Genomic DNA, 26586 nt, shown 5'->3' on the forward strand with positions numbered 1-26586 from the left:
ATTAAATACTTTCTTTTTAGAGTAGCTAAAATTTTTGCTTGAAAAATGGAAATCCACCGGATTTTACGGGTGAGCCGATTTTACGGGTGAGCCACAAGAATATCAACACCAACTGGTTAAAAAAGAAAAACGCCTGACTATCTTTCGATAATCAGGCGCTTGTGTACCCGGGGCGGGAATCGAACCCGCACTCTGTTGCCAGAACTGGATTTTGAATCCAGCGCGTCTACCAATTCCGCCACCCGGGCTTGAATTAGCGATGCAAAAGTAATGGAAAATTTTGGAGGTCAAAGAAAATTTCGAAAAAAATTTCACCTAAAACACGTAACGTATTGAAAAAGCACCTCCGTCGCCCCAAAAACCAGAGTATCCAATAACATTCCATGCCGGCTTCCAATCCAAGCTCAAACAAAAAGGAACGTCTGCAAAACTATACTCCAGACCCAAAATACCATCAATACCAATAACCGTATAGGTTTTATCCTCATGTGCCCAGCCCACCTTGTCGCCATCCCAAAAGCCAAGATGTCCACCGAAACCATAATACCAACTCAAGCCATCGACGGCAAATGGATGATTATGAACCTCGTACAAGCCAGTCAGATTAAATCCCTGCCAGCGAGTTGATATTATTCCTTCCAACGCCGCATTGCTAGTCACAAAGTGTTTCATCGTTATTCCACTTGAAAAACCACCTCTCAAGCCAATACCTGTGTTATAATCCTGTGCCAAAGCCACTCCAGACAATAAAACACTCAACACAAATCCTAAAATTACCTTCTTCATTATATCTCTTTTTATTGATTCTTTCTTATTATCATGATTTCTTCTCAAACATCAGTTACAAATGATTGATCAAAATTAATAGATCTTCGACCAAACACCAATTACCTTCGGCATTTAAACCCACAGCCTCATTTTTGAAGGAGAACTGCCTGCTGTCCCTTGGTTAATTCTTTCCACTGCTTCATCTATTTTCTTTGCATAACATCTTTATTTTTTGATATCTTAGCCTCGCATCAAACGGACTGACGATAAAACAGCATGACCATCGCCAACGAAAAAGACCTTTTTAAACAACTAAGGCAAGGAGACGAAAAAGCCTTCCAAACCATATTCAAGACCTACTACGCACCACTATGCCTGTACGCCAGCCATGTTTTATCCAACGACGAAAAAGCCGAAGAAATTGTTCAAGAACTGTTTGTTCATTTATGGAGCCAGCGTAAGAGCCTGAAGATAAACAGCTCCTTGAAAAGCTATTTATTTCGCTCCGTAAAGAATCACTGCTTAAACTGGATTCAGCACCTCAAAATACGCGAGAAGCATGCCGAAAGAGTTAAAGAAATAGCTGGCCTCGAACTTAACGAATCAGACTACTTTCTGGAAGTGGGCCTGGCTGAGAAAATTGAAGAAAGCATCGCTTCGCTGCCCGAAAAACGCCGGCAGATTTTTAAACTTAGCCGAGAACAAGGTTTGAAATACCAGGAAATAGCCGACCAACTAGGTCTGTCGGTCAAAACCGTTGAAACCCACATGGGACTGGCCTTAAAACAGCTGCGCGAAAAGCTCAGCGACTACAAAGACTATTTCATCGGACTCACCCTGTTTAATTCCAAAAAATGATGAATTAAGGGTATTTTGCTTCTGCCTTGTCTTATGGGTGATGAAGACAAACAAAAACATCGGGCAAGAAGATTGGGAACTATTGGCCAAGGAGCTTTTTGATGAGCCAGCCACCCCATCAAAAAAAACTGCAATTGACGAAACCGAAAAAAAGAAGTTGGGTCAGTTAGCACAGAAAATCGACCTCCATTTTCAGCTAAAAAAGTTCGACACTGCCCATGCATTCAGTCAAGTGAAAACGCGCACTCAAAATAAACAAGTAACAACCAGCGCCCGGATTATTCCACTCCGGCTACTCAAAATTGCTGCGGCAGTCCTTCTGGCCATGCTCGTTGGAGCCTCGGCATACTGGGTCGGACAACAGCAACAGAACAACGAGCATATGGCTGAAGTAGTGGTTGACGACTCCGGACTCTCCCAGATTGAGCTCTCGGACGGAACTCGGGTCACACTGAATCGCGATACAAAAATCAATTATCCCGACAAATTTGGAGATGACAGTCGGGAAGTTTCCATTGAAGGAGAAGCCTTTTTCGAAGTGACTCCTAATCCCAACAAACCCTTTATCATTCATGCAGGCGAAGCAACCGTGAGCGTCCTGGGAACGAGCTTTACGGTCAATGCCTACCCGCAGGATGATCGGATTGAAGTGATTGTAGCGTCCGGGAAAGTTCAGGTTTCGAAGCAAGAAACTATTGAGGATATCATTTTGGATCCGGGAGACAAAGGAACATTTATCACTTCCAGCAAACAACTGATCAAAAGCCAGAATGCCGACCCCAACTTTTTGGCCTGGAAAACACGCACTCTGGTGTTCAACGAAACTTCGCTGAGTGAAGTCGTAAAACAATTAAACAAGGTGTACCGGGTCCGGATTGAAATCCAGGATCACGAGCTGGACAACCTACTCTTAAACGCCCATTTTGAAAAGGAAAGCCTCGACTTTATCCTAAAAGTAATCTCAACAACACACGGATTAAAAGTCGACACGGAAAATGGGAATTATCAACTGAAGAAAGAAGCTTAACCACAAAACAGTCAAGCCATGAAAACACAAATCATAAAAACCGGCGCTTCAATTTTCATCTCCATCCTATTCTTTCTAGCGATGGCTCTGCCGTCAACTGCACAGGAAGAAAAACAAGGAGATCCAGTTCTGGATCAGAATATTAGTCTTTATGCAGAGAATGAATCTTTGAGCAAAGTAGTAGAACAAATATGCAAGTATCTAGACCTGGACTATTCTTACAACTCGGAGTTACTCAAAGGAAAAAACATCACACTCAACATTTCGAACAAACCCATACGGTATGTTTTGGATAAGCTGATGAAAGACTTCTACCTGATATTCGAAATTGAGAACAACCTCTTGGTGGTGCGCGACTATGTCCCACTAAAAGAAAGCATCGACTACGAACAGAAAACGCGATTTAAACCCAGCAAAAACCGATTTGAATTTCAAGATCCTGACAAAAAATCGGTCACTTTTAAGTTCAAATCTGCCAGTAACCTGATCATCATTCCAGTCAGAATCAATGATTCAGACACGCTGAATTTTATTCTGGATACCGGTGTAAGGATGCCTATCATTACCGAGCTGCCCTACGTCAACAAGCTAAATTTAAACCTACTCCAGCCGGTAAACATCAGAGGATTAGGACAGGGCGACAGCCTTACCGCTTACCGCTCGGGCAACAACACCATGAAAATTGATGGACTGGTAGCCTGGAACCAGGAAGTACACATGGTGATTAACGACGATTTCCAGATTTCGCAAATTCTGGGAATCCCAGTGCATGGCTTGATTGGCTTCGACCTGTTTAAAGACTTCGTGGTGGAAATAGACTACGACACCCAAAAGCTAACCGTAATTCAACCTAAGTACTACAAAGACCGGGTAAGGAATAAGGACATTGTGATGCCCTTGCACTTTGAGCACAACAAACCCTACGTGCGCACCACCATCCGGACGGATGACAATAAGGAGGTACCGGTAAAACTATTGGTTGATACCGGTGCGAGCGATGCCATCTGGTTGTCAACCAAGTCGGATGATCGCATTAACATCCCACAAAACAGTATCGAAACCTTTTTGGGCAAAGGACTGAGTGGTGACTTACATGGACGCAAAGGCCGGATTGGAGGCATCTGGGTCGGACCACTCATCCTGACCGAACCCATTGTGGCCTTTCCACATAACGATATGATTGAAGAACTGATAATAGCCAATGACCGGAACGGAACGTTGGGAGCTGAAATTCTGAAGCGTTTCTTCGTCACACTCGACTATCCCAACCACCAAATTAAGCTTCGCCCAACCAGCAAAGTAAATGACGATTTCAACTACAACATGAGTGGCATGGAGGTGTATAACCCAATGCCCGGAGTGCCCATTTACACCATTGACAACATTCGCGAGAACTCCCCTGCTGATCTGGCCGGACTTCAGGTGAACGACCAAATTATTTCACTGAATAACACCAGCCATAAATCATTATCTTTGAATGACATCAATCTTCTACTGCAAAGTAAAGAAGATCGAAAAATCAAGATGAGAATACTGCGAGATGGAAACGAAATAAAAACAAGTTTTCAATTGGAAAAAATCTTTTAGTGAAACCGTCAACCCTGATAACTAGCTTACTATTCCTGCTTCTGCCATTTTTAATTCATGCGCAGGAAAAGCAAGCTATTCAACTCGACGCAAAGGTCAGCGTTCGGGTGGAAAATGGCCGGCTGCTTGATTTGATGAATCAAATTTCGAATCAAACCGGCATCTATTTTTCCTACGACCCGATGCTTGTTAACAGCGACAAAGCCATTTCAATTAATCTACAAAATCAACCCATAAAAACAGTGCTCAAGGTGGTTTTCAAAGATGAGTTTCATTTCAACCTACTAAAAAACCAACTGATTATCACTAACAGAGAAGCTTCAGAAACCAGCAGAATAACGCCCCAAACCACAGCAATCCGTTATGACTTATCCGGCTTGATACTGAACCGTCGAAACAAAGAATTGATTCCCTATGCCAGCATCTCGGTGCTGGGACATCCGTTCGGCACCATATCAAATGTGGATGGCGAGTTCCACCTCAAGATTCCACCGGAATACGAATCGGACACGCTGGTGATTTCGTGCTTGGGATATGGCCGCCAGTATATTTTGCTGGACACCCTTCGTCTCAAGCAATTCACAGTACAACTAAATCCGGTTGAGATTCAGCTGCGCGAAGTAAAGGTTACGGCGACTGATGCGCTTCAAATCATGGACAAACTGATTGAAAACATTGAACAGAACTACCCCACTAACAACCAGCTGATGACCTCTTTTTACCGCGAAGTACTGAAACAGGACAATGCCTACATTAATGTTTCAGAAGCGATTATGGACATCCTGAAAACCTCGTACACCAACACGTTCCGCGAAGACCAAATTCGTTTCCTGAAAGGCCGCAAAAGCCCCGAAGTCGAATCATCTTTTCATCTGGTTGATTTTAAAATGCAGGGGGGCCCTTACTACATCAATAAACTGGATGTAATTAAAACCATGGACTCATTTATTGACGATGAATTCAGAAACTACTACAGCTACACCGTTGAGCGTTTCATTAAATACCTTAATCGTCCAACTTACGTCATCCAGTTTAAACCCGATGGCAAATTCGATTACCTGACATACAAAGGAAAGCTTTACATCGATAAAGAAACTTTCGCGTTGGTTCATGCCGAATTCAGCCTCAGCCGAAGCGGGAAAAAAAGCGCCCGTCGATCGTTAATCAAAAAAAAGCCCAGGGGATTTAACGTCCGCCCGATCGACTTGGATTATACTGTAAGCTATAAACGACACCACAACAAATGGTATTTCAACTCCGCTCAAGCCTCGGTAAAATTTCATGTCAAAAGCCGCCACGATAAGATCAATTCGGTTTTTCACAGCATCTCAGACCTTTTAATTACCGATCATCGCGAGACCAACCTAAGACGCTTTAAAAGAAATGAGAACTTTAATTCTTCTGATATTTTTAGCGAAACTATTTCAGAATACGACGAAGATTTCTGGGGCAATTACAATGTGATTAAGCCCAGCGAAGATCTCCGGAAAGCGTTAAAAAAGGATCCTAAGAAAGCAAGCCTGCTCAGCACCCAGCCACAACCTTTAACCACTCAATACAAGCAACCATGAAAACCAGATTATTGCTCCTTGGCCTGATGCTAATCTCACTGACGACATTGTCACAAAATGCAGCTGTCGAAAATATTGCTCAAAAGCTGCAGGACTATTATCAGTTTTATCCAATTGAGAAAATCCAGCTGACTACCGACAAGGAAATTTACAAACCCGAAGAAATCATCTGGTTTTCGATGCTCATTACTAATGCCACCGGGCAAGCCATTGAACCATACAGTAGCGAGTGTCTGGTCGAACTTTATTTCAGCGATGGAGAACTAGTTGCCAGCGATGTTTACCGCACCCATACCGGACTTATGAAAGGCGATTTGATGATCCCGGGAGACTTGCAAGAAGGGAAATATGTTCTGGTAGCCAGCACCCCCATGCTATCCTCGGCGGACGAAGCATTCTACAAACGAATTGACATCAACCCAAAAAACGAAAACGCTTTCAAACTTCAGCAAACAGCTGTTCCTGCTTTCCTCCTTCCCGGGTCGGCAAACAACTATGCTTTTTCACTAACGACAATGAATGGCGATCCTGCCAAAAAGGAAAAACTTCAGGCAGAATTATTCCATGGAACTGAATTGATAGAGAAGCAAAAACTACGCACAGACTCCGAAGGAGCAACGACCATGGAGCTAACCCTTCCAGAGCAGGATTACAATAATCCGTTGAAACTAGTAATCTCAACCAAAAAAAATGAACTAAACTACACCACGATCCTTCCCGTCAAAGATGCTCCCCTCGTCGTTTATTTTTATCCTGAAGGAGGCCATCTGGTAGCCGGCACACAAAAACTAGGCTTTACGATCCACAATCAACTGGGGCAGCCCGTATCGGCCAGTGCTGAAATAAGGGATGAGCAAGGCAACAAACTAGCGCAAACCGTTACCTCAATGCCGGGCTTCGGAATAATTCCGGCAAGCTTTGAAAAAGGAAAGTTGTACAGCCTGCACATCTCCAGCGAACTTGGCGAAAACCAAAGCTTTCCACTTCCTCAGGTTGAGGAAGCCTTATCGCTATCCATTATCCGCACCGACGAAGAGTTCATTTATACCAACCTGGTGCCTGCCACACAAGATGCTAAAACCATCTACCTTACAGCCAACAAGGGCGAGGCCATTTTCTGGGCTACGGAACTAAAGCCGGAAAGCCCCATGCGACTTAAAATTCCCAAGACGAATTTCCCCAACGGCATCAGCCAGCTAACGGTTTTCAACGAGCAACAGCAGATTTTAGCAAACCGCTTGGTATATACTGAAAAAAAAACAGTTCACTCCCTTCAGCTTGCTGCTCCTAAACAAGTAAAGGCCGGCGAAGTATTTAAGTTTAGCTTGGAAACAGACCATCTCGAAGAGCCCGTGCCCGAAATTAGCCTTTGCATCAGCGCTGCAGAAGAAAACAAAAACTGGGCCAGCCAATGGGTGCCGTGGCTATTGCTTAACTCCGATCTGGAAGAAACCTTACCCGATGCTGACAAACTACTACAATCCAGCAGCCTCGAAACAACCATGAACTACCTGCTCATTGCCAATCGGATGAAAAATCACCATTGGATCAACATTCTTCATTTCGACCACGAACGGGAGCAAAATAAATACCAGCAACCTGGCGTATTTGGAAAAGTCATCGACCAAAATAACGAACCAGTTCCGAATGCCAAAGTCAGCTTTATACATGCTCAGAATATGCAGATCATCCATGCGTCGACAGATGAGTATGGAACATTTTTCCAACAAGCAATAGTCAACAAAGATCTGGATAACTTCGCGATAAAAGCCATAGGCCCCGATGGCAATGAAAACCTGAAGGTGAAATTTGAAAAATCGCTGGCCGAGCAGGTTGCCGAACAAGTTCGGCACTTCATCCAAACAAAAGCCTCGGCTGAACAAGCCTCATTCAGCAAAGATTTCTACCAACAAAACAAAGACTTGTTTACACCACTTAAGCGGGCGGAAGATAACCTTCCAAAGAGCGAGCCTTCCTATAAACAATACCTCATGACAGGCACTTCCGTGCTCGAAGTATTGAAAACCATTAAACCATTCCGATTGAGCGGGGATAAAATTATTTTCCCGGGTGGAACCAACTCCATCAATGCCCAGGACGGCGCACTGATTGTGGTTGATGGACAAAAGTTAGGAACAAGTGCTTCCGTTCTGAATTCCCTTAGCCCGCTGGATATCGAATCGATTAATGTGTCGACCAGTCCCGTGGACATCCAGCGCTATACCGGGCTCAATTCCGTTGGGCTAATTGAAATTCGCACCAAGCGAGGTGAAGCACTTGAAGAGATAAGCCCTCAAGAAACCGAAAACCTGTACGAAAATGGCTATCGCATTCCACGCGATTTCTGGTTGAAAAAGTCGGAAAATCCGGAGCAACAACCCACTACACTTTTTTGGAATCCGTCGGTCAAACTCAACCCACTCGGACGTTCTGAATTTGAAGTGAATGCCAATCAGGTTGCGGGAGAATTTATCCTCCGGGTCGATGTGGTCGATTCACAAGGCCGAATCAGCACACAAAGCCAGACCATTGAAGTTATTCCCTGAATACTAAACCAAAACATCTAGTAATTTATCAACCGAGATTGGGGCCAGACCGGCCTCAATTTTCTTGAGACTCCCTTCCAACGCCTCAAAATCATGACGCGCACCCAACAAAGAGTTGGTGAGTAGAATGGCTTGCTCATTGGAGATTTTACCCAGAAAATCAATGGAATTAATCACTCCTTTAACCACCTGCAAGGAAAAAGAAATCAGATGCCCATTCATTTCAACCTGGTTCTTGTAGGTGTATTTGGGCGAGTAGCCATAAATCCAATCCCAAGTCGTGTATTTTTCATCCCGCAGTTTCTGTATCGCTTGTAAATCTTCTTCGGAGAATTGATAAACACGCTGTGCCGGCAAGCTTTCACGGATGCCCTCAAAAATAAAATTGGCAAACAGATGAACCTCCATGGGCTGACTCAAGTAGTTCGCAATGTTAGTCACTTCACTTCGATTCGACTGAACGGCTTTATCCTCAAAACGCGACAGATCAACTTTCAGCGCATTTCGCAACTGGCTCAGCTCGCTGTTAAACAGCAAAGTACCATGATGCAAAACCCGCTTTTTATAAACATGCTCAGCATTGCCCGATATTTTCTTCCCGTCTAGCAGTAGGTCATTTCGCCCGGTAGAATAGGCATCCAGACCAAGATTTTTCAAAACAGCCACAATGGGCTGGGTGAAAATTTTAAAGTTGACTTGATCGATTCGGTCAACCGTTTTGATGAAAGTAAAATTCAGGTTTCCCGGATCATGAAAGACAGTGCCTCCTCCGGAGATCCGGCGCGCGATCTTAATCTTATTTTCAGACACATACCGATGATTTACTTCGGCCAGCGCGTTTTGGTGTTTGCCCACAACAATCGAACGCTCACCTTGCCAAAGCATGAAGACATCTTCGGTAACATTTTTCAGCAAATACTCTTCGGCTGCCAAATTAAAATAAGGGTCAGTCCCTTCTTGTTGAATACAAATCACAGTCATGTAACAAAGGTAATTAAAACTCCAGAATGATTCCGATGGTTGGAAGCACGGTTCCCGAGGTATTTTCAACCCTTTCAAGCACATAGCGGGTTCCATTATCGGTAGTCACAAATTGCCCATTGGCATCCTGCTGACGCACCAAAATATCCTTGTCCTGATTCTGGAAATTATACAAATTTTGAATGTCGATATAAAATTTAGCGGTGATCTTATTCAAGTAATAAGCCTTATCGATCCGCAAATCAAGCTGATGAAAAGCATCAAAACGCTGGGTGTTCCAGCGATCGGTATCCAGGTAGGGCCCTCCGCTTTGGTTCCATGCTTCAACCAGGCTCGATCGATCCAAATCATAAGGCGTATAAGGCAAGCCACCAACATATCGCCAGCGAACGCCAACCTGCCAGTCGCGTTTCAGTTTTTTCGTGCTTGTCAAAACCAGCATGTGGCGGCTGTCCCAGTTCGACACCAGAGCCTCACCATTCTTATCATCAAACTCACTGCGCACCCAGGTGTACGATAAGTTCAAATTAAACTTGTTTGAAGAGGCTATACGCGTTTGAAACTCGGCACCATAAGCCCGCCCTTCCGAAATCGAACGAACTTCCTCACTGCCCACCACACCAAAGTCGGCCCCCAGGTTAGCCAAACTAACAGAATCCTGAACCGAAAACGGGTAATCCGTATACTGTTTCAGAAAAGCTTCAACCGAGAAAACAACATTCGAACGGGGCTGGTATTCGATGCCTCCAATCAAATGATCCGCCTGAATGTATTTTAAATCATTGACTTTATTGATCAACACATCATCCTTTTTGTATCCCAAAGCCGTGTAAGGTGGCAACTGGTAGTAACGGCCTGTATTGAAGTTCAGGCTCCAGGCGGGTGTCAGCTGGTACGAAGCCGACAAGCGAGGCGAAAGCTGGTCAAAAAGCGATTGCATACTGGAGGAGTAATTATTGGCATCCATCCGGATCCCCAACGATAAGGTCAGGCGATCGTCCAGAATCTTGTTGCTGGCCTGCCCAAAGATGCCCCATTTAACCACATTTAAGTCGGTATCAAAATTAACATCCACAAGTCCTTCATCGTAGTACCGTTTTTGCTTAGTTGAATTGGTGTAAGTAACAAAATCAAGATTGGCACCAAAATTCAGTTTTACCGATCCAAAGCGTGCTGTATTTTCATAGCGAAACTTATTCTCTATTTCTTCTGAAAGGTAATCCAGCGTTTTATTCGCTTCCGAGCTATCATCATTATCCAGGTATTTGATGGCTGAATTACTCAGATGATTGCGACTGGCAACCAGCGTTTGATAACCATTCTCACGGAAATGTTTATAGACTACACCCACGGTATAAGTCCACTGCTTATTCTCCGGCAAGAAAGCCAAAAGGTAGCTCTGCTGTGCATCCGGATCTTCAATATCGAGGTTGAGCGTAGACTTGTCAATCGCTCCCAGACCAATAAACGTCAACTCATTCTTCGCATCAAGTTTGGTCTTTAGCTTGAATTGAAAATCATTGAACGTTGGTAAGAAAGGAAGCTCCAACAAGCCAAACAAAAACTCCAGATAAGACCGGCGTGCTGAAAAAATATAAGTCGTATTCTCCCCCAAAGGACCGTCGATAGTTCCGGTTACTTCAGAGGCACCCACCGAAGCCTGTGCCCGGAATTTATCCGAATTACCATCCACCTGAAAAAACTCAAACACACCGCTCATCGCATTGCCTCGGTTGGCCGGAAACGCACCGGAAAAATAATTCACTTCGCGCAGCAAATCCGCATTAATGATCCCAACCGGGCCTCCGGAAGCGCCCTGAGTAGCAAAATGGTTGATGTTCGGCACCTCTACCCCATCCAGAAAAAAGCGACTTTCCGAGGGACCGCCACCCCGAATGATGATATCATTTCGAAAAGAAGGCGTAGACTGCACTCCTGCAAAAGACTGGATAACCTTAGAGATATCGCGATTCGCTCCGGGGCTGTTTTCAATCTCCGAAATCCCAATATTCTTCAAGGACAACGGACTTTCTTCGGTTTTTCGAAACAAAGAAGCCGAAACAGTCACCTCACTAAGCTCCGTGTTGCTTTTCTCCAATTCAACATCCAAATAAGCCGGTTTCAGGTTACTCACTTCCACTTCCGAAGAAATAACATTCTCATAGCCAACAAAAGAAACCTCTAGACGAATAAAGCCCGGCGTCAGCCCGGTCAGATTGTAACTGCCATCCTCATCAGTTACCGTTCCCAGAGTTGTGCCAGAAACCACTACATTAACAAAAGGCAGCCCTGCATTGCTGGCCGGATCGTAAACACGCCCATGAATGGAAGCCTGTTGTGCCCAAACAACCGGTGTTGTGAAAAACAACATCAGGCTAAGGATTAAAGTCGCTTTATTTCGCATCATATGTTGAATCATTATCTTTGTTTACTAAAATTTAGACTTCAACCAGTTGTTTAAATGCTGATTGGATTAGTTAAACAAAAATAAGGAAAGCTTGTTCGTAAACAGTTGCCTTTTCAAAAAAACATAAAAAAATGAGAGTTGTCATTCAGCGGGTTTCCAAAGCTTCGGTAACCATCCGCCAAGAGGTCACAGCAAGCATCAATCAAGGGTTATTAATTCTCCTCGGAATTGAGGATTCCGACAATGACGAAGACATTCAATGGCTTGTCAAAAAAATTAGCCAGCTGCGTATTTTCGACGATGAAAACGGCGTGATGAACCAATCGCTGCAGGATGTGGACGGACAAGCACTGGTGGTCAGCCAGTTTACGCTGCATGCCAACACTAAAAAAGGAAACCGGCCTTCCTACATCCGTGCTTCGAAACCCGAAATAGCCATTCCGCTCTACAAACAATTTGTGCATACTCTGGCTGCAAGCCTTCAGAAAGAAGTGCCAACCGGTAAATTTGGAGCCAACATGCAGATCGAACTGCTTAACGACGGTCCGGTAACCATCATTATCGATTCAAAAAATAAGACCTTCTAGCAATCAAAACGGGCAATCATTTGTTTCAAAATTATTATCCTTTATATTCAATATGAGCACAGACCCCAGAGCAATCAGTTTACCCGAAGCCCAATCAATGGTGGACGAATGGATCAAAACAATCGGCGTCCGCTATTTTAGTGAGTTAACCAACATGGCGATTCTAACAGAAGAAGTCGGTGAACTGGCGCGAATCATGGCACGTAAATATGGCGATCAGTCGTTCAAAAAGAGCGACCAGGCGTATGACATGGCCGATGAAATGGCCGATATTCTTTGGGTACTGATCTGTTTAGCCAACCAAACCGGGGTTGACCTGAACCAAGCATTCCTAAACAACGTAAACAAAAAAACAAAACGCGATCAAAACCGGCATCAAAATAACCCAAAACTAAAATAGCACCCATGGAAGCCAAACATCGTCTCGCTGAAATAAAAGCTCTGGCCAGCCAGAACAACAACTCCGAATGGCAGGAACTGGCCTTTTCCTGCATCGACCTGACGACCCTCAACGCCACCGACACCATTAGCCATGTGAAAGCATTCACTGAGCGGGTTAACGATTTTGAAAACGACTACCCCAACCTGCCCAATGTGGCGGCCATCTGTGTGTTTCCCAACATGGTTCGCACGGTGAAAGAAAACTTACAGGACGATCATGTTAACATTGCCGCGGTTGCCGGAGGATTTCCCGGCTCCATGAGTTTTATTGAGGTCAAGGTGAAGGAAGCGCAAATGGCCGTAGACTATGGCGCCGATGAAATTGATATCGTTCTGCCACTATGGGCTTTTCTGGATGACGATGATGTGATTTGCCGCGAAGAAGTCACCACCATCAAGCAGGCTATTGGCGATGCACAATTGAAAGTAATTCTGGAAACCGGGGCATTGGCCGAACCCGAAAAGATCCACCAGGCTTCGTTTTTGGCAATGGAATCGGGAGCAGACTTCATCAAAACCTCCACTGGCAAGATGACTCCTGCAGCGACCCCCGAAGCGGCTATGGAAATGTGTTTGGCCATCAAGAATTTTCACATCAAGACAGGTAAGAAGATTGGATTTAAGCCAGCCGGAGGAATCTCCACCACCAAGGATGCCATCCTATACATGACTATTGTAAACGAAATTTTAGGAGAAGAATGGCTCGCTCCATCGCTCTTCCGAATTGGCGCCAGCCGACTGGCAAACAATCTTCTGAGCAATTTGATCAACGAAGAAATCAAATACTTCTAAACTGACTTTCAGAGGACAAGGTCAACGTCCTCTGAAATTTAGTTCGATATGGTTACTAATTGGTAAACATTGGAGCCGAACAAGGCATAAAATAAGGGTCTCACATTGAGAGAGCCCCTTATTCATTTGGCAGTTAGCGTGCCTGATATTGTTCTTCGTAATAATTCTGGTAGTCGCCACTCGTTATATTGTTCAACCATTCTTCATTCTGAAGATACCAGTCGATGGTTTTTTCCAGTCCTTCTTCAAACTGAAGGCTAGGCACCCAATCCAATTCATTTTGCAACTTAGTGGAGTCAATAGCATACCGCAGGTCATGTCCGGCACGATCTTTTACGTAGCTAATCAGCTTTTCTGAAGTTCCTGCTTCGCGCCCCAACTTGCGATCCATAATGCCGCACATCAGCTTAATCAGGTCGATATTGGTCCATTCGTTATGCCCCCCAATATTGTAGGTTTCGCCCACTTTACCTTGATGGTAAATCACATCAATAGCACGGGCATGATCTTCCACCCACAGCCAGTCGCGGATATTTTCGCCTTTGCCATAAACCGGCAGTGCCTTGCTGCTTTTAATATTGTTGATGAAAAGCGGGATTAACTTCTCCGGAAACTGAAACGAACCATAGTTGTTGGAACAATTGGACACCAAAGCCGGTAAGCCAAAAGTATCGTGATAGGCTCGCACAAAATGGTCGGAACTGGCTTTAGAGGCCGAATACGGACTGTGAGGATCGTAACCCGTTGTTTCAGTAAACAGACCTTCAGCTCCCAGCGAACCATACACTTCGTCTGTTGAAATATGGTAAAATAGTTTATCCTCCAACTTGTCTTTCCAGATCTCCCGGGCCGAATTCAGCAGGTTGACCGTACCAATCACGTTGGTGAACACAAACTCCGTGGGGTTGGAAATTGAACGGTCGACATGCGACTCAGCAGCCAGGTGAATCACTCCGTCAAACTGCTTTTCCCGGAACAACTTGAACATTGCTTCGCTGTCTACAATATCTCCTTTCACAAATTCATAATTGGGTTTACCCTCCATGTCTTTCAGGTTCTCCAAATTTCCGGCGTAGGTTAGTTTATCCAGATTAACGATTTTATAATTGGGGTACTTATTGACAAACAATCGAACCACATGCGATCCGATAAAACCGGCTCCGCCGGTGATGAGTATTGTTTTCATGATCTATTCAATTTTTGCAAAGTCAAAATTAGCCATTCTCCCCTGATTCGAAAATGGAATGACAACAAACGAGTTGTTTAGTCGCTTGCTTTAGTAAAACCTATTTGTTTCCATTCGCCCCCAATCGGGTCATTGGCCTGCGGCTCGCCGGGCGTGCTTCGTCCATCGAGAATATAGCGCGTCAGCAAAGCCTTAAGCTCGCTCACAATCTCTGGATTAGCAGCTTGCAAGTTCTGGCTTTCTGATGGATCATCCTTCAGATTATACAATTGTATCGAAGAAAGTGTATCAATCACAGCCTTATTTTCTGGTCGTGGAAAACTCCAACCTCCTGAGCCGGGACACATGATCAGTTTCCAATCGCCCTGACGGATAGCAAAGCTTCCGTTGATGGAATGATGAACCGTTGCTTCGCGCAAAGGCTTCTGAAGCATAGCTTGTTCAAAAACAGGCATCAAACTATAGCTATCCTCGCCCTCACTGTCAGCCAACTGGTAGTCCGTAATTTCGGCACAAGTGGCTAATAAGTCGGTGGTGCAAATGGTTTCATCCGACACAAGGCCCGGTTTGATTTTGGCCGGCCATTGCGCAATAAAAGGCACGCGATGGCCACCTTCAAAAATATCGGCTTTATGACCGCGGAAAACACCGCTGGGATAATGCCCCTTTGCTGTCAGCTCTTCAATCTTTGCTGCAGGCGAACAACCGTTGTCGGTCGTAAAAATGATTAACGTATTTTCTTCGATCCCATTCTCACGAAGGCTTGCCAGCAGTTTCCCCATCCAGTCGTCGACCATCAACACAAAGTCGCCATAAGGATTTAACCCACTTTTATCCTGCCACTCGGCAGTAGGCAATATAGGGGTATGCGGAGAAGGTAAAGCCAAGTACAAAAAGAATGGATTATCGGCTTGAGCCTGCTGACTAACGTGATCCATGGCACGTCTGAAAAAATTAGGCGTAACATCTTCATGGTCAAAATCGCTGGATGTCGGTCCTTTACGCCACCACGAATACTTGCCGGTATTTTCTGAGATTGAATCCGGGATAGCTGTAGCCTGCCCATTTTCAACATACACATAAGGTGCCATATCGAGGGAGCCGGAGTGCCCGTAAGCATAGTCAAAACCCAAGTCGTTGGGCGAGTGTGTAATGGGCTTTGAGAAATCAATATTATCAAAGTCTTTCACATCCCAGCCTTCACCGCCGAAGTTTTCCGCATCATTCAGGTGCCAGTTCCAACCCAAATGCCATTTCCCAATAAAAGCGGTATGGTAGCCTTTTTGCTGCAGCAAGGATGCTACGGTTGTCCGGTCGGTCGGAATCAAAGCCTTGGATTTTCCGGTAAGAACGCCACTTTTCAAAGGACTACGCCAATTGTAGCGCCCGGTTAAAATACCATAGCGCGTGGGCGTACAAACCGAAGAAGAGGTGTGTGCATCTGTAAATCGAATTCCCTGCTGAGCCATGCGATCCAGGTTGGGTGTTTCAATTTTGCTATTCGGATTGTAAGCCGACACATCACCGAAGCCCATATCATCGGCTAATACATAAATGATGTTGGGCTTTTGTAATTGGCTTTCCTCTACGGAACAGGAACTCATCAGGCAGCACGAGCTGATGCCAGCCAGCAAAAAGTTTTTTGTAACAGCTTGTTTCATTCAATCAAGTTTAGTCGTTATTTGCAAAAAGATCTAAAAATATAGCTTTCGCCGGAATAATAAAATCTACTCCCGGACCTATATCTTTAAATCTTGGATGGGTTTAGGAATGGAACGAAGCATGGTCAGGCTCACTGCCCTTGCTTCATTTCACACTCGGGCTAAAATAACTTCAAAAAACTACCGGGAATGGACGTTTCAAAGCGCATATTTTTACCAGTCAACGGATGCTTAAAGGCTAACACCCAAGCATGAAGTCCTAGTCGTCCAATCGGATTCGATGTTGAACCATATTTTTTATCTCCAATAATTGCATGTTTGAGATCCTGTAAATGTACCCGGATTTGGTTCTTCCGCCCGGTTTCCAGGTTGACCTTCAACAGCGAATACTCATCGTTGCTTTTGAGTGTTGAATAATGAGTAACAGCGGGCTGTCCCTTGTCCGGATCCTGAGTGGAATGAACTTTAAAAACCTTGCTCTCGAAAAGGTACGAGCGATATGTTCCTTCGGATGGATCGAGCTTTCCATCGATCACCGCCAGGTAGCTACGCTCAGCAATGGTTTTCTTCCACGACTCCTGCAGCAACTCTTTCATCTCCTTATTCTTCGCAAATAGCATCAAGCCCGAGGTTTCCCGGTCAAGGCGATGAACAATGAAAATTTTATTGTCTTTATCCTGATCTTTTACATAATTACTAAGGATGCTGTAAACCGTTTCGCGGCGCTCTTTGTCGGTAGCAATGGTCAGCAGTCCGGCGTTTTTATTGACCACAATCAAATCCTTGTCCTCGTGCACTACCACTACGCCACGCATTTGGCGAGCAATGGGTGCTGGAGCGTTTTCAAAAGCAACCTTTTGCCCCGGTTTGAGCAGGTGATTAAATTGGGTGATCGCTTTGCCATCAACCAAAACCTGTCGTTTTTTAAGCAGCGATTTAATGTTATTGCGATTTTTATGTGGTAATTGAGCAATTAGAAACTTCATTAGTTCTTCTTGTTCCTTCACCTCAAGCAACGTAGTTTGAGACTTCTTTGATTGGGGGCGTTGACCTCCCGAATGATGATTTTTCATGTTTGAAATGCATTTAAGTGGCAGGATGATAATGAAATCCCAACCACCGCAAAGATAAGGGTAATCTTTCTTCTTTTAAGATCAGAGGGGAAGCTTTTTAACGAAATGGGAATAAGTCTGCCAATCGAGACATTTTAATGTTAGAGCCTATAGCTCCTTAAGAAATAATACAATTAGCATCTCAATAAACGGATCCGATCTTCAAAAAGATCAGCTCCCCAGGCATACAGACAGTCGAGCCAAGCCTCTGCCAGACAAAACCGGGATAGAAACATAGAGGTTGAATACTCTAGTAACGCCCCTTCGCCCAATCGGGAATAGCAGCAAGGGTTGCGCAAAGACAAAAAGGCCCTGCCCTGTGGGCAAAACCTTTCGTTTAAAATATTCACTGGCAATTCAGCTTTGCCTACTAGCACTATATTATTTAATTCCACGCACCTGCTTTTCCCAGTTCCAGGCTGAGAGCAGCGTTTCTTCCAATCCTTTTTCGGCTTTCCAGCCCAATTCTTCATTGGCATAGGTCGTATCGGCCCAAATCTTCTCAATATCACCGACACGGCGTGGCATAATTTTGTAATTCAATTTTACGCCAGTGGCTTTTTCAAAGCCATTAACAATCTCAAGTACCGAATAACCATTTCCGGTTCCTAAATTGAAAACTTCGTAGCCGGCTTTATTTTTGTTTTCCAGCAGACGAGTGATAGCCACCACATGTGCTTTAGCCAAATCAACCACATTGATGTAGTCGCGCACAGCCGACCCATCCACTGTATCATAATCGTCACCAAAAACGCTCAGTTGCTCACGCAAGCCAGCAGCCGTCTGCGTAATAAATGGCACCAGGTTTTGAGGAACGCCCAAAGGCAGCTCGCCAATCAATGCCGAAGGATGTGCCCCAATAGGGTTAAAATAGCGAAGTGCAATGGTCTTCAGTTCCGGATAAGCGTTTACGCTGTCGTGTAAGATATCCTCATTTACCCGTTTGGTATTTCCATAAGGCGATTCGGCATCTTTTCGAGGCGTGCTTTCAGTTACCGGCAGCTTCTCGGGCTGACCGTATACGGTGCACGAAGAAGAGAAAACCAAATTGGCAACTTTGTACTTACGCTGACAGTCCAAAATGTTCATCAGCGACACCAGGTTGTTCCGGTAATAATGCAAAGGCTCTTGTACCGATTCGCCCACTGCTTTAGAAGCTGCAAAGTGAATGATAGCCTCAACATCCTGATTCCGACTGAAAAAGTCATCAGTCTTCGCTGCATCGGCCAGGTCAAATTGTTCAAAAGCTGGTTTCTTTCCACTGATTTGTTCAATCTTCTCCAGCACGTCTGCACTGGAATTGGACAGGTCGTCAACGACCACTACTTCGAAGCCTGCACTTTGCAGTTCAACAACAGTATGCGAGCCAATGTAACCGGTTCCACCAGTTACCAATATTTTTTTAGTCATAGTAATAGATTGAGTATTTTTTTTCAAAACTACAAATTTATATGCAGTGCTTAATTGATGAGTGCCCTGTAAGTTACACCTGAACTTTGAAAACTTCCATAAAATGTTGAAAACTTAGGGTTGCCAGCGTGTTAATTTTTCTTTATTTTTGGGCGTAAACAGAGACTATCGTGGAAATTTTAGCCTACATCAAAGAACTCTTACTGTTGAATGACTGTGTCATCATCCCGGGATTTGGTGGATTTGTAAGCAATTACAAACCAGCGACAGTCCGGTCAACACAATTCAACCCACCATCGAAAGCCATCAGCTTCAACGAGAAACTGACCTTTAACGATGGCTTGCTAATCAATCATCTGGTTGAAAAGGAAGGAAGCAACTATCTGGTCGTAAGCAAACAAGTAGGATTGCTGGCTCAGGAGCTGAACTACCGCCTGACTGATGGTGAAACGATACATATTGAGGGCATTGGCCGCTTAGCTTTCGATGAAAATGAAAGCCTGACTTTCACCCCGGAAGAGAACCAAAATTTTAACCTCGATTCATACGGGCTGGCCACCTTCAACTATGAAACCCTGCATGCCAAGAACTTGGTTCGGAGAGATATTTCGCAAGAAGAGCGGGATGCCGTTCAGGTTTTCTTTCAAAAACGAAGTCTGAAAAAGGTACTGGTCGCCATTCCTATCTTAGTGGCGCTGGCTTTGGTGCCCATCAAAAACAACACCACCAATCTGCAGAAGTCAAACCTCAGCAGCCTCAGTCAAATGATGAGCCGGACAGAGATTGTTCAGAAAATTGAACCAATCCGCGCAGTAGTAGCAGAAACAGTTAAGGCTGAAGAGCCAACGCTGAAGCATTCCTACTTCATTATTGGAGGAAGTTTCCGAAGTAAAAACAATGCCGGCAAATTTATCCGTCAGAAACAAGCAGAAGGATTTAATGCCCAAAATATTGGCGTCATCAAAGGCTTACATTACATTGCTCTGGATAGCTTCGCCAGTTTCCAGGAAGCCAAGGCCGCACAAAATAAAATTAAGAAGAAATCCCCCGGTTCGGGAGTATGGATTTACGCCAAACGATAATTGAAACCCCTCAGTGAGTTTTTTTTTATGCCCTGAATTATCTGTTGAAAATAAAAAAGACCCTGAATCAAATTCAGAGTCTTCCTTGCTCAATATTTTTTACGTGTAGTTACTTAATAGAACTTGCGGAATCCAACCATCTCTTTCACCTCATTCAAAGTCACTGAGGCTGATTCGCGCGCTTTCTCGGCTCCCATTTTGGCCACCTTTGCCAGGTAAGCATCGTCTTCCAAAATAGTAACAATGCGCTCCCTGATTGGCATAGTAAATTGAATGATGTCTTCAGCCAACTGTTTTTTCATGTCACCATAACGAATTTCACATTTGTTGTAGGCTTCATCAAACTGAGCAACCACCTCAGGCTGCGAAACAATTTTCATCAGCGTAAACAGGTTCTGAATGGCTTCTGGCTTTTCCGAGTTCGGCTCAGTTGGTCCCGAGTCCGTAACGGCCCGCATCACTTTCTGGCGAATTTCCTTTTCAGTGTCGTACAGATTGATCGCATTTCCTTCCGATTTGCCCATCTTCCCACTTCCATCCAATCCGGGAACTTTAATCAAATCTGCTCCGTCAAAAGTAAATGGTTTCGGAATAGGAAACACCTTAGTTTTGTACATGCGATTAAAACGCTTGGCAAATTTACGTGCCATTTCAAGGTTCTGCTCCTGGTCTTTTCCTACCGGCACATAGTGTGCTTTGTGGATGATAATATCCGAAGCCATCAGCACCGGATAGGTCAATAAGCCTGCATTCACATTGTCGGGCTGCTGGCGGGCTTTATCCTTAAATGAAGTCGTGCGCTCCAGCTCTCCCAGGTAAGCATTCATGTTCAGAATGGTGTACAACTCGGTAATCTCAGGAACATCACTCTGAATAAAGATGGTTGACTTTTCAGGATCAATGCCACAAGCTAAATACTCGGCTAACACTTGCTTCACACCGGCCTGCAGGTTTTCAGGCGTTGGATGCGTAGTTAGCGAATGAATATCGGCAATGAAAAAATAGCAGTTATAGTCTTCCTGCATGCGCAGAAAGTTTTGCACTGCCCCAAAGTAATTGCCTAAATGTAAAAATCCTGTTGGCCTGATGCCACTAACAACGGTTGCTTTATTCATGTGATCGTTCTTCTGTGAAATGAGCTGCAAAAATAGCTTGAATCCTTGAAAGACAAAAATTTATTTTACCAGACGAATAACTTGGACCGCAATGCTTACTCAGGCAACTATAACGAAGGGGAATTATCCTAAAAAATAAAAAGGGATCCTACCCAATCCCACTTTCTGAACTTTAAATTAGATGCTGTGTCCGAATGCAGCTCCCTAAAAGACATATTCGAATAAAAACCTTCCTTCAAGCCAAGTGAGGAAAAGATTCTAATCAGGAACTCGTTTAAAGAATCAAGTAGGTTCCAAAATGGAAGTGAAAACTAAAAAATAATAATTAGTTTTACGGTAAATTTAAGGAACTGATGTACAAAATGCCTTTATACGGAACTGAATGGCACTGGCGTAACGTGAAGATGGAAACGCTGGAACAGACTATTGTATTACGATCATAAAGGCCGTGAAATGGGGTTTGTTGTATATGCAACAGACCCCATTTTTAGTTTAAAATATTCATTTAAAAACCGATAAATCATGGCTCGACACAAAAAAATCTATCTGGACGAAGCAGACATGCCCAAACAGTGGTATAACTTAGCGGCTGACCTTCCATCTCCTTTAAACCCACCACTAGGACCCGATGGCAAGCCGATTACTCCGGAAATGCTGGCCCCTGTTTTCCCGATGAACCTCATTGAGCAGGAAGTTAGCCAGGAACGCTGGATTGACATACCAGAAGAAATCCGTCAACATCTTTTTCGCTGGCGCCCAAGCCCGCTGATTCGAGCTTACGAGCTGGAAGAAGCGCTGGGTACCCCTGCCAAAATTTACTATAAAAACGAAGGTGTTTCTCCTGCCGGAAGCCACAAACCCAATTCAGCCATTCCACAAGCCTGGTACAACAAGCAATTTGGAATTAAGAAACTGACTACCGAAACGGGTGCCGGCCAATGGGGATCTGCCCTATCGTTTGCCTGCTCGGTTATTGGCGGCATCGAATGCAAGGTGTTTATGGTTCGGGTGAGCTTTGAACAGAAGCCTTTCCGGAAAATGCTGATGAACACCTGGGGCGGAGACTGCGTGGCGAGCCCAAGCACTGAAACCCAAGCCGGACGCGACATCCTGGCAAAATATCCGGACACTCCGGGATCACTGGGCATTGCCATTTCTGAAGCCATTGAAGCCGCTGTTACCGACCCTAAAGGAGAAACTCGCTATACGCTGGGATCGGTGCTTAACCACGTCATGCTGCACCAAACAATCATTGGACTGGAAGCTAAAAAGCAATTGGCAAAAGTTGGCATCGACAAGCCCGATATTGTTATTGGCTGCTGTGGCGGAGGAAGTAATTTCGCCGGTCTTTCATTCCCTTTTATTTATGACAAGATAAATGGTGCCGATATTCAAGTTATTGGAGTGGAGCCATTCTCATGCCCTACACTAACGAAAGCGCCGTTTATTTACGACAATGGCGATGTGGCTCAAATGACTCCCATGATGGCTATGCATAGCCTCGGACACAACTTTGTTCCGGCACCGATTCACGCCGGCGGATTACGCTACCACGGTATGGCTCCACTAGTGAGTGCTGCCTTGCGCGACGGACTGATGGAAGCGCAAGCCATTCACCAAAGCGAATGCTTCGAAGCGGGCTTGCTGTTTTCAAAAACCGAAGGAATCATTCCTGCTCCGGAAACCACTCACGCCATTGCTGCCGCTATTCGCGAAGCCAAAAAAGCCAAAAGAGAGGGCAAAGAAAAAACGATTCTTTTCAACTTTAGCGGACATGGTTTAATGGACTTAGTAGGCTACGATAAATACCTGAACGGTGAATTGCATGATTACGAATATCCGGATGCCGAAATTGCACTGAACCTTGAAAAGCTGCAAGGTTATCCGCTTCCCAAATAAGCCTCAGTCAAAAACTGACTAATCGCTCTCGATTCAAAAAAAATACAAAGTCCTGCCTCCATTTGGCAGGACTTTTTTTACCTTTCCAACCGCCAATTTATAGAAAATTCCTTCGAACCTAAACTTCCTTTTCGAAGTCAATCTCACTGATTGACGCATCAACTAGCGAATGAATACACACTTCGCACTGAATTCGCCTGCTGCATGCAGCTTGGCTATCGGATTTTTGGTAACTTTGCCGGAAATTCAAATCACATGGAATCAACACGTCAACAAAAAATAAGCCGGTTACTGCAAAAAGAACTGGCAGATATCTTTCAAAAAGAAAGCCGCAACCTGTTCATGGGTAAAATGATCAGCGTAACCGTGGTGCGCGTGAGCCCCGACTTAGGCCTGGCCAAAGCGTACATCAGCATCTTTCCAACGGAAGAACGCAAAGAAGTACTCAAGCAAGTCAGGATCGCTAATCCTAGAATTCGTGGCCTACTCGGACGTAAAGTTGGGAAGCAACTGCGCGTCATCCCCGAATTGGAATTTTATATCGATGATAGCTTGGATTACATCGACAATATTGACCGCCTCCTAAACAAATAAGCATGCAGTACGATCCAATTAAGCGCTCCCTGGGCAAGGTGTTTAACCAACACCCGCCCCTTCGGAAAGTGTTTTATCTTTTGCTCGATTGGCTTTTATTGCGTTCCTGGCACATCCGTAAAGAGCTGCGCATCTTAAAAAAGAAAGGCTTGAAGCAGCCAACAATTCTGGATGCCGGTTCAGGTTTTGGTCAATACAGCTTTCGCATGTCCAGGCTATTTCCTCAGGCGCAGATTGTTGCCGCAGACATTAAACCAGAGCAAATCGCTGACTGCAATCGTTTCTTTAAGCAAATTGGCAAAGCCAATCAGGTCAACTTTCAATACGCCGACCTAACCAAGTACAAACTTGAGGAAAATTACGACCTCGTGCTTTCGATTGATGTGATGGAACACATTGAAGAAGATACGAAGGTGTTTGAAAACTTTTACCAATCGATGAAAAAAGGAGGAGTACTTTTGATTTCGACTCCCTCTGATCAGGGAGGTTCAGATGTACATGAACACGATCATGACGAAGAAGGAGTGCATGGTTTTGTGGATGAACATGTACGCGACGGCTATAATATTCAGGACATTGAAAGGAAGTTGAAAGCAGCTGGATTTAGCCACGTCGAAGCTCGATATTCATACGGAGCACCCGGGGAAATCTCCTGGAAGCTATCAATGAAATACCCGATTTTAATACTGGGAGTGAGCAAATTATTCTTTGTGCTTCTCCCCTTTTATTATTTGGTTGTTTTCCCAATTGCTGCTCTTTTGAATTATTTCGATGTCAGCCTGAAACACCAAACAGGAACCGGATTGATCGTTAAAGCCTATAAATAGTTGAAGCTCGCATTCTATATAGCACGCCGTTATCTGGTATCAGCCAAATCAGCCAATATCGTAAACATCATATCGGCTATTTCAGTAGTTGGTGTTGCTATTGGAACCATGGCACTGGTGGTTGTTTTATCCGCCTTTAACGGCATCGACTCATTTATTGAGAACATGCTTTCCAGCTTCGACCCGGATTTGAAAATTACGGTGACCGAGGGGAAAAGTTTTTCGCTTGATGACGCCGACTTTGAAGCCGTAAAACAACTGGATGGCGTAGCCAGCTATGCCGAAGTGGTCGAGGAAAATGCGATGCTGAGTTATGAAGACCGTTTAAAATATGGTGTCGTAAAAGGTGTAGGCGCCGACTATGGCTCATTCTCCGGACTGGACACCGTCATGCTCGATGGTGAATTCTATCTGCAAAAGGGTTCGCAAAATTACGCGGTGATTGGCGAGGGGGTGCGCTATGAATTGTCCGTGGGACTCTCCTTTGTTAGTCCAATCTACATCAACGTGCCGCGCAAAGACTTTAAAACCCGTCTGAATATCGACCAATCGCTTAACCGTGAGCATGTGTTTCCATCAGGTTCCTTCTCGGTTGAACAGGAAATTGACAGCAAATACATTCTGGTGCCCATTGATTTGGCCCGATCGCTTTTTGAAATGAATGGCCGGCTAAGCTCACTGGAAATCAAGATAAACGAAGATGCTGACTTAGCGACCGTAAAGCAGACTATCCAACAAATTATCGGAGCTCAGTTTGCGGTAAAAGATCGCTACGAACAGCATGAATTCCTGTATCGGGTGATGCGGTCAGAAAAATGGTCCAGCTTTCTGATCCTGAGTTTCATTTTAGTAATTGCTTCTTTTAACCTGCTGGGCTCACTCACCATGATCATCATTGACAAAAAAGACGACATCAAAATTTTGGAAAGCATGGGTGCCAACAACAAACTCATCCGACAGATCTTTCTTTTCGAAGGATGGCTGGTTTCTTTTTCCGGAGCCATAGGAGGCTTAATTTTAGGGATTGCTCTCGTCTGGGCACAAACCCGCTTCGAACTTTTAAAACTCCCGGGAGAAGGCTCCTTTGCCCTTTCTGCCTACCCCGTCGAGCTGCAACTGATTGATGTTTCAGCAACCTTTCTGATTGTCCTTTGCATCGGCTTCTTTGCCGCTTGGTATCCCGTCCGTAACCTATCGAAAGACTTGGAATAAAGTAGACTCCTTATTTTTGATGCGATTTCACCCCATACTCCAGGAGCTATACACGCTGTTTTGAAAGTAAAAACCCCAAATGAAAAAAGAACCTTAAAGATAGAATGCTTGGGACTCACTTCAAAAATGAACCATTGAACGAAATTAGAAAGCACAAAAAATCCAGATGAATATCACCTGGATTAACGATAACACTGGCAAGCAGCACCTCCAAAGGATTCTGCTTTTTTATCTGATCCGTAAGGTCTTTAGCGTTTCATAATTCCGTAGCACAAAATCTTAAGGATATTATCAACCCCCTTTTCCAGGTTGACCGAGCCGTAATTTCCTGCCGACATTGGCATTTCAAGACCTTTAATAGCCGTTGTAATACCAATCGCCGCCAAGGTAAAGTCGTAAATTTCAAACTCATTTTTACGCACCCCTTCAATCAAAATCCGCTTAATCATTCGAATCTCTTCCTGATCATATTTATCCTTGATGTTATCGATAAATTCAATGGCAGTTACATCGTTCTCCAGCGCATGATAAAAGTTTGCGAGCCCACGAAACGTCGTGAGTTTCGTCAGGATGTATTCGCGCAATTTTTCTACCGGATCGGTATTCCGAAGAACGACTTTTTCCAATTCACGCTTTAGCACGTCCACTTCTTTCATGATAACAGCCTGAAAAAGATCTTCTTTACTGTCGAAATAATAGTATAATGAACTTTTCCCTTTCCTAACGGCATTGGCGATATCGTCGAGCGTGGTCTTCTTGTAACCGTATTTACTGAAAATTTCCTGCGCGATTTTTAAAATATTTTCGCGGTTGGCATCTCTTTTATTCGCGCCGTTTTGAGCATTCATTACCATTGGGTTGATTTTTATAAAACAGGGTTAAAGATATTCAATTTTTAGAATGATCAGTTTTTTTTCTTCCCG

At 44.4% G+C, this 26586-nt stretch carries 22 protein-coding genes and 1 tRNA gene; 13 read left to right on the top strand and 10 right to left on the bottom strand.

Annotated features, from left to right (window positions below; all coding sequences use genetic code 11):
- Nucleotides 1-164: 164 nt before the first annotated feature.
- Nucleotides 165-248 (bottom strand) — tRNA-Leu (locus ACUNWA_RS12030).
- Between the two features lie 67 nt (nucleotides 249-315).
- The gene (locus ACUNWA_RS12035) at nucleotides 316-786 is read right to left on the bottom strand and encodes a hypothetical protein (protein WP_445592163.1); all 471 of its coding nucleotides are present in this window, start codon (nucleotides 784-786) and stop codon (nucleotides 316-318) included.
- 258 nt (nucleotides 787-1044) lie between these two features.
- Here ACUNWA_RS12035 and ACUNWA_RS12040 point away from each other — a divergent pair, with 258 nt between their 5' ends.
- The 5 genes from ACUNWA_RS12040 to ACUNWA_RS12060 are packed head-to-tail and all read left to right on the top strand — an operon-like array spanning nucleotide 1045 to nucleotide 8357.
- Nucleotides 1045-1626, top strand: a complete 582-nt coding sequence (locus ACUNWA_RS12040; RefSeq protein ID WP_445592164.1) for an RNA polymerase sigma-70 factor — start codon at nucleotides 1045-1047, stop codon at nucleotides 1624-1626.
- Nucleotides 1627-1666: 40 nt separating this feature from the next.
- On the top strand, nucleotides 1667-2653 hold the full coding sequence (locus ACUNWA_RS12045; protein ID WP_445592165.1) for a FecR family protein: 987 nt from the start codon (nucleotides 1667-1669) through the stop codon (nucleotides 2651-2653).
- Between the two features lie 18 nt (nucleotides 2654-2671).
- Nucleotides 2672-4240, top strand: coding sequence for an aspartyl protease family protein (locus ACUNWA_RS12050; protein ID WP_445592166.1), 1569 nt, complete (start codon nucleotides 2672-2674; stop codon nucleotides 4238-4240).
- Nucleotides 4240-5811, top strand: coding sequence for a carboxypeptidase-like regulatory domain-containing protein (locus tag ACUNWA_RS12055; RefSeq protein WP_445592167.1), 1572 nt, complete (start codon nucleotides 4240-4242; stop codon nucleotides 5809-5811). Before ACUNWA_RS12050 ends, ACUNWA_RS12055 begins: the two co-directional genes overlap by 1 nt.
- On the top strand, nucleotides 5808-8357 hold the full coding sequence (locus ACUNWA_RS12060; protein ID WP_445592168.1) for a hypothetical protein: 2550 nt from the start codon (nucleotides 5808-5810) through the stop codon (nucleotides 8355-8357). The genes ACUNWA_RS12055 and ACUNWA_RS12060 overlap by 4 nt, the downstream gene beginning before the upstream one ends.
- Nucleotides 8358-8360: 3 nt before the next feature.
- On the opposite strand, the gene ACUNWA_RS12065 is transcribed toward ACUNWA_RS12060, so the two are convergent.
- Together ACUNWA_RS12065 and ACUNWA_RS12070 are read right to left on the bottom strand one after the other, a co-directional pair.
- Nucleotides 8361-9338 (bottom strand): lipoate--protein ligase, encoded by a 978-nt coding sequence (locus tag ACUNWA_RS12065; protein WP_445592169.1) that lies wholly within the window; start codon nucleotides 9336-9338, stop codon nucleotides 8361-8363.
- A 13-nt stretch (nucleotides 9339-9351) separates the two neighbouring features.
- Nucleotides 9352-11745, bottom strand: a complete 2394-nt coding sequence (locus ACUNWA_RS12070; protein ID WP_445592170.1) for a TonB-dependent receptor — start codon at nucleotides 11743-11745, stop codon at nucleotides 9352-9354.
- 131 nt (nucleotides 11746-11876) lie between these two features.
- Between ACUNWA_RS12070 and dtd the strand changes: the two genes are divergently transcribed.
- The 3 genes from dtd to deoC are packed head-to-tail and all read left to right on the top strand — an operon-like array spanning nucleotide 11877 to nucleotide 13565.
- Complete coding sequence (gene dtd, locus ACUNWA_RS12075; protein WP_445592171.1) at nucleotides 11877-12332, top strand: D-aminoacyl-tRNA deacylase; 456 nt, start codon at nucleotides 11877-11879, stop codon at nucleotides 12330-12332.
- Between the two features lie 52 nt (nucleotides 12333-12384).
- A complete protein-coding gene (locus ACUNWA_RS12080; protein WP_445592172.1) occupies nucleotides 12385-12732 on the top strand; it encodes a nucleotide pyrophosphohydrolase in 348 nt (115 codons plus the stop codon).
- Between the two features lie 5 nt (nucleotides 12733-12737).
- Nucleotides 12738-13565, top strand: a complete 828-nt coding sequence (gene deoC / locus ACUNWA_RS12085) for a deoxyribose-phosphate aldolase (protein WP_445592173.1) — start codon at nucleotides 12738-12740, stop codon at nucleotides 13563-13565.
- A 133-nt stretch (nucleotides 13566-13698) separates the two neighbouring features.
- On the opposite strand, the gene rfbB is transcribed toward deoC, so the two are convergent.
- From rfbB to galE, 4 genes are all read right to left on the bottom strand, one after another.
- The gene (gene rfbB / locus ACUNWA_RS12090) at nucleotides 13699-14754 is read right to left on the bottom strand and encodes a dTDP-glucose 4,6-dehydratase (RefSeq protein WP_445592291.1); all 1056 of its coding nucleotides are present in this window, start codon (nucleotides 14752-14754) and stop codon (nucleotides 13699-13701) included.
- Nucleotides 14755-14828: 74 nt separating this feature from the next.
- The gene (locus tag ACUNWA_RS12095; RefSeq protein ID WP_445592174.1) at nucleotides 14829-16412 is read right to left on the bottom strand and encodes a sulfatase family protein; all 1584 of its coding nucleotides are present in this window, start codon (nucleotides 16410-16412) and stop codon (nucleotides 14829-14831) included.
- A gap of 161 nt (nucleotides 16413-16573) precedes the next feature.
- Entirely contained in the window at nucleotides 16574-17485 is a 912-nt protein-coding gene (locus ACUNWA_RS12100; protein WP_445592175.1) for an RluA family pseudouridine synthase, read from the bottom strand.
- 420 nt (nucleotides 17486-17905) lie between these two features.
- Complete coding sequence (gene galE / locus ACUNWA_RS12105; RefSeq protein WP_445592176.1) at nucleotides 17906-18934, bottom strand: UDP-glucose 4-epimerase GalE; 1029 nt, start codon at nucleotides 18932-18934, stop codon at nucleotides 17906-17908.
- A 170-nt stretch (nucleotides 18935-19104) separates the two neighbouring features.
- Between galE and ACUNWA_RS12110 the strand changes: the two genes are divergently transcribed.
- Nucleotides 19105-20016, top strand: a complete 912-nt coding sequence (locus ACUNWA_RS12110) for an HU domain-containing protein (RefSeq protein ID WP_445592177.1) — start codon at nucleotides 19105-19107, stop codon at nucleotides 20014-20016.
- 113 nt (nucleotides 20017-20129) lie between these two features.
- Here ACUNWA_RS12110 and trpS read toward each other — a convergent pair whose 3' ends face one another.
- The gene (trpS, locus tag ACUNWA_RS12115; protein ID WP_445592178.1) at nucleotides 20130-21131 is read right to left on the bottom strand and encodes a tryptophan--tRNA ligase; all 1002 of its coding nucleotides are present in this window, start codon (nucleotides 21129-21131) and stop codon (nucleotides 20130-20132) included.
- Between the two features lie 522 nt (nucleotides 21132-21653).
- Between trpS and ACUNWA_RS12120 the strand changes: the two genes are divergently transcribed.
- The 4 genes from ACUNWA_RS12120 (at nucleotide 21654) to ACUNWA_RS12135 (ending at nucleotide 25663) form a co-directional block, all read left to right on the top strand.
- Complete coding sequence (locus tag ACUNWA_RS12120) at nucleotides 21654-23030, top strand: TrpB-like pyridoxal phosphate-dependent enzyme (protein WP_445592179.1); 1377 nt, start codon at nucleotides 21654-21656, stop codon at nucleotides 23028-23030.
- Between the two features lie 255 nt (nucleotides 23031-23285).
- Nucleotides 23286-23624 (top strand): 30S ribosome-binding factor RbfA, encoded by a 339-nt coding sequence (gene rbfA, locus ACUNWA_RS12125; RefSeq protein WP_445592180.1) that lies wholly within the window; start codon nucleotides 23286-23288, stop codon nucleotides 23622-23624.
- 2 nt (nucleotides 23625-23626) lie between these two features.
- Nucleotides 23627-24451, top strand: coding sequence for a class I SAM-dependent methyltransferase (locus tag ACUNWA_RS12130; RefSeq protein WP_445592181.1), 825 nt, complete (start codon nucleotides 23627-23629; stop codon nucleotides 24449-24451).
- Entirely contained in the window at nucleotides 24452-25663 is a 1212-nt protein-coding gene (locus tag ACUNWA_RS12135; protein WP_445592182.1) for an ABC transporter permease, read from the top strand. It abuts the gene before it with no gap.
- Nucleotides 25664-25911: 248 nt separating this feature from the next.
- Here ACUNWA_RS12135 and ACUNWA_RS12140 read toward each other — a convergent pair whose 3' ends face one another.
- The gene (locus ACUNWA_RS12140; protein ID WP_445592183.1) at nucleotides 25912-26511 is read right to left on the bottom strand and encodes a TetR/AcrR family transcriptional regulator; all 600 of its coding nucleotides are present in this window, start codon (nucleotides 26509-26511) and stop codon (nucleotides 25912-25914) included.
- Nucleotides 26512-26586 lie beyond the last annotated feature (75 nt).

It is taken from the genome of Sunxiuqinia sp. sy24 (genome assembly GCF_052677165.1).

What these genes read in the sequence shown, in the direction of transcription:
- ACUNWA_RS12040 (WP_445592164.1), top strand. Translation starts at nt 1,045, where the DNA reads ATGACCATCGCCAACGAAAAAGACCTTTTTAAACAACTAAGGCAAGGA.
- ACUNWA_RS12095 (WP_445592174.1), bottom strand. Translation starts at nt 16,412, where the DNA reads ATGAAACAAGCTGTTACAAAAAACTTTTTGCTGGCTGGCATCAGCTCG.
- ACUNWA_RS12100 (WP_445592175.1), bottom strand. Translation starts at nt 17,485, where the DNA reads ATGAAAAATCATCATTCGGGAGGTCAACGCCCCCAATCAAAGAAGTCT.
- ACUNWA_RS12080 (WP_445592172.1), top strand. Translation starts at nt 12,385, where the DNA reads ATGAGCACAGACCCCAGAGCAATCAGTTTACCCGAAGCCCAATCAATG.
- ACUNWA_RS12035 (WP_445592163.1), bottom strand. Translation starts at nt 786, where the DNA reads ATGAAGAAGGTAATTTTAGGATTTGTGTTGAGTGTTTTATTGTCTGGA.
- dtd (WP_445592171.1), top strand. Translation starts at nt 11,877, where the DNA reads ATGAGAGTTGTCATTCAGCGGGTTTCCAAAGCTTCGGTAACCATCCGC.
- ACUNWA_RS12130 (WP_445592181.1), top strand. Translation starts at nt 23,627, where the DNA reads ATGCAGTACGATCCAATTAAGCGCTCCCTGGGCAAGGTGTTTAACCAA.
- trpS (WP_445592178.1), bottom strand. Translation starts at nt 21,131, where the DNA reads ATGAATAAAGCAACCGTTGTTAGTGGCATCAGGCCAACAGGATTTTTA.
- ACUNWA_RS12050 (WP_445592166.1), top strand. Translation starts at nt 2,672, where the DNA reads ATGAAAACACAAATCATAAAAACCGGCGCTTCAATTTTCATCTCCATC.
- ACUNWA_RS12140 (WP_445592183.1), bottom strand. Translation starts at nt 26,511, where the DNA reads ATGAATGCTCAAAACGGCGCGAATAAAAGAGATGCCAACCGCGAAAAT.
- deoC (WP_445592173.1), top strand. Translation starts at nt 12,738, where the DNA reads ATGGAAGCCAAACATCGTCTCGCTGAAATAAAAGCTCTGGCCAGCCAG.
- ACUNWA_RS12070 (WP_445592170.1), bottom strand. Translation starts at nt 11,745, where the DNA reads ATGATGCGAAATAAAGCGACTTTAATCCTTAGCCTGATGTTGTTTTTC.
- ACUNWA_RS12045 (WP_445592165.1), top strand. Translation starts at nt 1,667, where the DNA reads ATGAAGACAAACAAAAACATCGGGCAAGAAGATTGGGAACTATTGGCC.
- ACUNWA_RS12065 (WP_445592169.1), bottom strand. Translation starts at nt 9,338, where the DNA reads ATGACTGTGATTTGTATTCAACAAGAAGGGACTGACCCTTATTTTAAT.
- rbfA (WP_445592180.1), top strand. Translation starts at nt 23,286, where the DNA reads ATGGAATCAACACGTCAACAAAAAATAAGCCGGTTACTGCAAAAAGAA.
- ACUNWA_RS12060 (WP_445592168.1), top strand. Translation starts at nt 5,808, where the DNA reads ATGAAAACCAGATTATTGCTCCTTGGCCTGATGCTAATCTCACTGACG.
- ACUNWA_RS12120 (WP_445592179.1), top strand. Translation starts at nt 21,654, where the DNA reads ATGGCTCGACACAAAAAAATCTATCTGGACGAAGCAGACATGCCCAAA.
- galE (WP_445592176.1), bottom strand. Translation starts at nt 18,934, where the DNA reads ATGACTAAAAAAATATTGGTAACTGGTGGAACCGGTTACATTGGCTCG.